This is a genomic window from Curtobacterium sp. B8, assembly GCF_000333315.1.
Lineage (GTDB): Bacteria > Actinomycetota > Actinomycetes > Actinomycetales > Microbacteriaceae > Curtobacterium > Curtobacterium luteum.
The window spans coordinates 1-6,825 of the sequence record NZ_BACW01000513.1; the positions used below are offsets into that span (position 1 = coordinate 1).

Genomic DNA, 6,825 nt, shown 5'->3' on the forward strand with positions numbered 1-6,825 from the left:
GGTATCGTCGGCCGCGTGAGCACGCCACGGACGCCCGCCAGCACGCCCCGCACCGCCGACCCCGACTGGTGGCGGAACGCCGTCGTCTACCAGGTCTACCCGCGGAGCTTCGCCGACGCGGACGGCGACGGACTCGGCGACGTGGTCGGGATCACGTCGCGGGTGCCCTACCTCTCCTCGCTCGGCGTCGACGCGGTGTGGCTCTCGCCGTTCTTCCCGTCCCCGCTCGGAGACGCCGCCGTTCGAGCCGACCCTCCGCGGCGACCGCCTCTACGGCCGCGGTGCCTCGGACGACAAGGCCGGCGTGATGACCCACATCGCGTCCCTCCGGGCCCTGCACGCGCAGTTCGGCGACGACCTCGACCTCGGTGTCGTGCTGTTCGTGGAGGGCGAGGAGGAGTTCGGCTCACGGTCGTTCCGCACGTTCCTCCGCGAGCAGAAGGAGCACCTCGCCGCCGACGTGATCGTCGTGGCCGACAGCGACAACTGGTCCGCCGAGGTCCCCTCGATCACGGTGTCGCTCCGCGGCAACGTCACCTTCAAGCTCACCCTGACGACCCTCGAGCACGCGAGCCACAGCGGCATGTTCGGCGGCGCGGCCCCGGACGCGATGATCCCGATGGTGCGCCTGCTCGCCTCGCTCCACGACGACGACGGCTCGGTCGCGGTCGAGGGCCTCACCTCGTACGACGCCGACGTCCCCGAGCGCTCCGACGACGAGCTGGCCGCGGACGCCGCGCTCCTGCCCGGTGTCCGCCCGGTCGGCACCGGCCCGGTGCTCAGCCGCATGTGGTTCCAGCCGTCGATCACCGTCACCGGCATGGACGTCCCGAGCGTCGCCAACGCGTCGAACACGCTCCTGCCGACCGTGAGCGCCCGGATCTCCGTCCGCGTCGCACCCGGCCAGTCGGCGGTCGAGGCGCGCGACGCCGTCGAGCGCCACCTCCGCGCGCACGTGCCGTTCGGCGCGCACCTCGAGCTCAGCGAGCCGGACGCCGGCGACGGGTTCCTCGTCGACACCGCCGGGTGGGCCCTGCAGGACGCCCGTGTCGCGATGCGCGAGGGCTGGGGCGCCGAGGCGGTCGAGCAGGGGATCGGCGGGTCGATCCCGTTCGTCTCCGACCTGGCCGCGGAGTTCCCGGAGGCACAGATCCTGGTGACCGGCGTCGAGGACCCCGACACCCGTGCGCACAGCCCGAACGAGTCGCAGCACCTCGGCGTGCTGCACCGCGCGATCGCGTCGGAGACGATCCTCCTGGCGCGGCTCGCGACACGCTGACGCGCTCGCTCAGGCACGCTGACGCGCTCGCTCCGGGCGCGCTGACGCGCGTGACGACGGACGGGAGGACCGTGGCGACCCCGCCACGGGCCTCCCGTCCGTCCGTCCTCACCACTGTCCACAGGCCTGCTCCGTCCACAGCGCCGCCGTGACCTGCTGCGCCCGTCGGCGGGGCGTGCTTACAATCGACCCGGGGCACGGTGATCCGCACCGGCCCGGAGGGAGACGCGCGATGAGCGACACCATCACCGAAGCGCAGACCGCTGCGACCGAGACGGCGACGCACGGTGTGCAGCTGAGCGACGCGGCTGCGGCCAAGGTGGCGAGCCTCCTCGAGCAGGAAGGGCGCGACGACCTCCGCCTGCGCCTCGCGGTCCAGCCCGGCGGCTGCTCCGGTCTCATCTACCAGCTCTACTTCGACGAGCGCCTGCTCGACGGCGACACCACGGCCGGGTTCGAGCCCGGCGTCGAGGTCGTCGTCGACAAGATGAGCGTCCCGTACCTCGACGGCGCCACGATCGACTTCGAGGACACCATCCAGAAGCAGGGCTTCACCATCGACAACCCGAACGCGCAGGGCAGCTGCGCGTGCGGCGACAGCTTCCACTGACGCCGACGGCCCGCACCACGGGCGACACGCGAGCGGGGAGTGACCGGACTGGTCGCTCCCCGCTCGCGTTTCTCGTGGTCAGGGCGGTCGTCGAGCTCGCGGATCGGGGCAACGCGGGCCACACGTGTGCGCGAGCTGTCCCCGGCTGCGAGTAAGCTAGGAGTGTTCCAACCGAGCTGGGAGTGAGCCATGAGCGACCTTCGTGTCGCGGCTCATCCGGCTTCACGTCACTCCGAGAGGTAACAGTGCGTTCGAATCGCCGTATACGTTGGGCGGCCATCCCGGTGGCCGTCGGTCTGGTCATCGCACTGGCTGGCTGCACGCAGCAGCAGCTCAACGGATGGCTCCCCGGCACGGAGGAGACGAAGAACGTCACGAACCACACGAGCCGCATCGTCGGCCTGTGGACCACGAGCTGGGTCGTGCTGCTCGCGGTGGGCCTGATCGTCTGGGGCCTCATCATCTGGGCCGCGATCGTCTACCGCCGCCGCAAGGGCCAGACCGGCCTCCCGGTGCAGATGCGGTACAACATGCCGCTCGAGATCTTCTACACGATCGTCCCGCTCATCCTCGTGCTCGGCTTCTTCGCCTTCACCGCGAAGGACCAGGCCGACATCGAGCGCCCGTTCGCCAAGGCCGACGCGACGATCCACGTGTACGGCAAGCGCTGGGCGTGGGACTTCAACTACATCAACGAGTCCGACCAGTCGAAGAGCGTCTACTACCAGGGCATCCAGGCCCAGGAAGAAGACAACGGCAAGGGCGCCATCGACGAGTCGCAGCTGCCGACCCTGTACCTGCCCCAGGGCAAGAAGGTGCACATCGAGCTCTCGTCGCGCGACGTGAACCACTCCTTCTGGGTGATCGACTTCCTCTACAAGAAGGACATGATCCCCGGCAAGCAGAACGACGAGTACTTCATCCCGGAGAAGCTCGGCACCTACCAGGGCAAGTGCGCCGAGCTCTGCGGCGAGTACCACTCGCTCATGCTCTTCCAGGTGAAGGTCGTCACGCCGGACGAGTACCAGGCGTACCTCGACAAGCTGACCGAGCAGGGCAAGGTCGGCCTCCTCGGTGACGAGTACAACACCAACACGAACGAACCGAACAACAAGGCGCCCGTGACGGCGTCCGAGAACGAGTAGGGGCTCCGTCAGATGACCACGTCGCTCGTCGGCCAGCCGGCGGCAGGCACCACGACCCTGGACTTCCAGGCGTCGAAGGTGGGCCGCAAGGGCAACATCATCGTCCGGTGGATCACCTCCACCGACCACAAGACCATCGGGTACATGTACCTGATCGCGTCGTTCATCTTCTTCCTGCTCGCGGGTGTGATGGCGCTCGTCATCCGTGCCCAGCTCTTCGAGCCCGGCCTGCACGTGGTCGCGACGAAGGAGCAGTACAACCAGCTCTTCACGATGCACGGCACGATCATGCTGCTGCTCTTCGCGACGCCGCTCTTCTCGGGTTTCGCGAACGCGGTCATGCCGCTGCAGATCGGGGCGCCGGACGTCGCCTTCCCGCGACTCAACGGCTTCGCGTTCTGGCTCTACGTCTTCGGCGCGCTCATCGCGGTCGGCGGCTTCCTCACCCCGCAGGGCGCCGCGTCGTTCGGCTGGTTCGCGTACGCGCCACTGAGTGACACGACGTTCACACCCGGCCTCGGTGGGACGCTCTGGGTCTTCGGCCTGGGCATGACCGGCTTCTCGACGATCCTCGGCGCGGTGAACTTCATCACGACGATCATCACCATGCGTGCGCCGGGCATGACCATGTTCCGCATGTCGATCTTCACGTGGAACACCCTCGTGACCGCGCTCCTCGTCCTGATGGCCTTCCCCGTCCTCGCGGCGGCGCTCTTCGGCCTCGGCCTCGACCGCGTGTTCAACGCCCAGGTCTTCAACCCGGCGAACGGCGGTGCGCTCCTCTGGCAGCACCTCTTCTGGTTCTTCGGCCACCCGGAGGTCTACATCATCGCGCTGCCGTTCTTCGGCATCGTGTCGGAGATCTTCCCGGTCTTCAGCCGCAAGCCGATCTTCGGGTACAAGACCCTCATCTACGCGACCATCTCCATCGCGGCCCTCTCGGTCACGGTGTGGGCGCACCACATGTACGTCACCGGTGGCGTCCTGCTCCCGTGGTTCTCGCTGATGACGATGCTCATCGCGGTCCCCACGGGCGTGAAGATCTTCAACTGGGTCGGCACCATGTGGCGCGGCTCGGTGACCTTCGAGACCCCGCTGCTCTGGTCGGTCGGCTTCCTCATCACCTTCACCTTCGGTGGTCTCACCGGCGTGATCCTGGCGTCGCCGCCGCTCGACTTCCACGTGTCCGACTCGTACTTCGTCGTCGCGCACTTCCACTACGTGGTCTTCGGCACCGTCGTGTTCGCGATGTTCGCCGGGTTCTACTTCTGGTGGCCGAAGTGGACCGGCAAGATGCTCAACGAGCGCCTCGGCAAGATCCACTTCTGGCTGCTGTTCATCGGGTTCCACACGACGTTCCTCATCCAGCACTGGCTGGGCGTCATCGGCATGCCGCGTCGGTACGCGACCTACCTGCCGAACGACGGCTTCACCTGGATGAACCAGCTGTCGACGATCGGTTCGATGATCCTCGCGATCTCGTTCCTGCCGTTCATCTTCAACATCTACGTCACCGCCCGGAACGCACCGAAGGTCGCCGTGAACGACCCCTGGGGCTACGGCCGTTCGCTCGAGTGGGCGACCAGCTGCCCGCCGCCGCGGCACAACTTCACGTCGATCCCGCGGATCCGTTCCGAGTCCCCGGCGTTCGACCTGAACCACCCCGAGGCCGGCGTGCCGATCGGTGTGGGTCCGGCGAAGGACGCCCCGGACGCTCCGACCTACGACGCTGCGAAGGGCGAGGTGAAGTAACGCCATGCGCGCCAACACCAACCTGTTCTGGATCCTGTTCGTCTTCTTCATCCTCGCGGATGCGGCGTACACCATCTGGGCTGTCATCACCTACTCCCACCCGGAATGGGTCGGCACGGTGTCCATCGGACTCACCGGGATCATGTCCGCGTTCATCGCGTTCTACCTCGGCAAGGTCATGTCCTCCCAGGGCGGCGTGCTGCCCGAGGACCGTCCGGACGCCAACATCGAGGACGGCGACGCCGAGCTCGGGCACTTCAGCCCGTGGTCGTGGTGGCCGATCCTCCTCGCGGCGGCCGTCGGTGTGATCTTCCTCGGCGTCGCGGCCGGCCTCTGGCTCGTCCCCATCGGCATGGCGTTCGTCGCCGTGACGCTCGTGGGCTGGGTCTACGAGTACTACCGCGGGAACTTCGGGCACTGACCCCGCACCCCTGACGACCTTCGGGCGGCACCACATCCGGTGCCGCCCGAAGTGCGTCCGGACTCCGCGCGGCGGACTCGGCTCGCCGCGCGGCGCACTCCACCAGACTCCCCGGCCCTCGGACTGGGAACAACACGGCCCGCTCCCGGCTTGACTCGGAACGGACCACCCCCACCACAGCGAAAGGAGTCACCTCAGGTGACCGACAAGCGCACCCTCATCATCTTCGGCGCGACGGGCGACCTCGCCTCCCGCCTGCTGCTGCCGGGCCTCGGCACGTTCCTGCAGAGCGGTCGAGCGGTCCCCGTCCAGCTGATCGGGACGGGCCGCAGCGCCCGGAGCGAGGAGCAGTGGAAGGACGTCGTCACGAAGTCGTTCGCGTCGCAGGACGTGAAGGGCCCGGAGGTCGACGCGACCCTCGAGTCGACGCAGTTCATCCAGGGAGACCCGACCGACCCGAAGCACCTCGAGGCGCTCCTCGCCGCGGCGGACTCCGAGCCGATCCTCTACTTCGCCCTCCCGCCGCAGATCGCCTCCGACATCTGCGAGGCCCTCCAGGAGGTCGAGCTGCCCGCGGGCACGACCCTCGCCTTCGAGAAGCCGTTCGGCACCGACGTCGACAGCGCGAAGGCCCTCAACGAGACCGTCCTCAAGCTCGTCCCCGAGGAGCGCGTCCACCGCACCGACCACTTCCTCGGTCGCACGACGGTGCTCAACATCATCGGCCTGCGCTTCGCGAACCGTCTGTTCGAGCCGATCTGGAACGCCGAGAACATCGAGAAGGTCGACATCTTCTACGACGAGACCCTCGGGCTCGAGAACCGCGCGCAGTACTACGACGAGGCCGGCGCGATGGTCGACATGATCCAGTCGCACCTGCTGCAGATCCTCGGCATCGTGACGATGGACGCCCCGGCCGACATCGACGCGGTCGAGTTCCGCTCGTCCCTGGCCCGGGTGCTCCGCTCGACCGAGCTCAAGGGCGGCGACCCGAAGGTCGCGTCGCGCCGAGCGGTGTACACGGCCGGCACGATCGACGGCAAGGAGCTGCCGTCGTACCAGGACGAGGACGGCGTCGACAAGTCGCGCCAGACGGAGACGCTCGCCGAGATCTCGGTCGAGGTCGACACCGCGCGCTGGAAGGGCGTGCCGTTCACGCTGCGGTCCGGCAAGGCCCTCGGCGCCAGCCGGAAGGAGGTGCTGATCACCTTCAAGCCGGTGACGCGCCTGCCCTCCGGCCTCTCGGGCCGCCCGAAGACGGACACGCTCCGCATCGTGCTGAACCCGGACGAGATCGAGCTGACGGTGTCGGCGAACGGCGGCGGCAACCCGTTCGAGATGGGCCAGGTCACGCTGTCGTCGTCCTTCGCGGACGGGGAGCTGACGCCCTACGGCGAGGTCCTCAACGGGATCTTCCACGACGACCCGCTGCTCTCGATCCGCGGCGACGTCGCGGAGCGCTGCTGGGAGATCGTCGAGCCGGTCGTCGACGCCTGGAAGGCGAACGAGGTCCCGCTCGAGGAGTACCGCGCCGGTTCGCGCGGGCCGGCCGACTGGGTGAGCTCGTCCTGACGGACGTGACCGCCGCGCCCTGAACGGGCGCACTGCACGGACGGGA

The 6,825-nt window shown here is 68.3% G+C and carries 5 protein-coding genes and 2 pseudogenes; all 7 read left to right on the forward strand.

What is annotated here, in order from left to right; all coding sequences use genetic code 11:
- Positions 1-15 precede the first annotated feature (15 nt).
- A pseudogene (locus tag I59_RS21510) lies at positions 16-234 on the forward strand (alpha-amylase family glycosyl hydrolase); the annotation flags it as partial.
- Positions 230-1,279: pseudogene (locus tag I59_RS13225) on the forward strand (M20/M25/M40 family metallo-hydrolase); the annotation flags it as partial. The pseudogenes I59_RS21510 and I59_RS13225, both read left to right, overlap by 5 nt.
- Positions 1,280-1,511: 232 nt before the next feature.
- The gene (locus tag I59_RS13230) at positions 1,512-1,889 is read left to right on the forward strand and encodes an iron-sulfur cluster assembly accessory protein (RefSeq protein ID WP_022904273.1); all 378 of its coding nucleotides are present in this window, start codon (positions 1,512-1,514) and stop codon (positions 1,887-1,889) included.
- Positions 1,890-2,134: 245 nt separating this feature from the next.
- The gene (gene coxB / locus I59_RS13235) at positions 2,135-3,034 is read left to right on the forward strand and encodes a cytochrome c oxidase subunit II (RefSeq protein WP_022904274.1); all 900 of its coding nucleotides are present in this window, start codon (positions 2,135-2,137) and stop codon (positions 3,032-3,034) included.
- 12 nt (positions 3,035-3,046) lie between these two features.
- Entirely contained in the window at positions 3,047-4,786 is a 1,740-nt protein-coding gene (gene ctaD, locus I59_RS13240; RefSeq protein WP_022904275.1) for a cytochrome c oxidase subunit I, read from the forward strand.
- Positions 4,787-4,790: 4 nt separating this feature from the next.
- Positions 4,791-5,207, forward strand: coding sequence for a cytochrome c oxidase subunit 4 (locus I59_RS13245; protein ID WP_022904276.1), 417 nt, complete (start codon positions 4,791-4,793; stop codon positions 5,205-5,207).
- A 198-nt stretch (positions 5,208-5,405) separates the two neighbouring features.
- The gene (locus tag I59_RS13250; RefSeq protein WP_022904277.1) at positions 5,406-6,779 is read left to right on the forward strand and encodes a glucose-6-phosphate dehydrogenase; all 1,374 of its coding nucleotides are present in this window, start codon (positions 5,406-5,408) and stop codon (positions 6,777-6,779) included.
- The last annotated feature ends 46 nt before the right edge of the window (positions 6,780-6,825 follow it).